The following is a 380-nucleotide window of genomic DNA, read 5'->3' on the forward strand; positions in this document are numbered from 1 at the left end:
TCCTTGATGTCGTCGAACCCGGTGACCGCCAGCTCGCCCGGCACGTCGATGCGCAGCTCACGCGCGGCGCGCAGCACACCGATGGCCTGGTCGTCGGTGGAGCAGAAGATCGCGGGCGGCCGCCGCGGCCCCGACAGGATGTCCAGCGCGACCCGGTAGGCGTCGTAGCGGTTGTACGGGGCCTCGAAGAGGCGGCCCTCGGTGGGTATGCCGGCCTCGTCCATCGCGCGCCGCCAGCCTTCGACGTGGTCGGAGACCGGGTCGCCGACGGCGGGGGTCTCCGCCGTGCCGCCGACACAGGCGACGTACTCGTAGCCGTGCTCCAGCAGATGCCGCACGGCGAGCTGCGCGCCGCCGAGGTCGTCGGTGACGACGGCGAC

Annotated in this window: 1 protein-coding gene; it reads right to left on the bottom strand. The window is 73.2% G+C overall.

The features are described 5' to 3' along the window. The coding region (locus LPA54_RS42025) for a substrate-binding domain-containing protein (RefSeq protein WP_228985587.1) at window positions 1-380 on the bottom strand (380 nt) is incomplete at both ends.

This window comes from Streptomyces sp. DH12, from assembly GCF_020873895.1.
GTDB lineage: Bacteria > Actinomycetota > Actinomycetes > Streptomycetales > Streptomycetaceae > Streptomyces.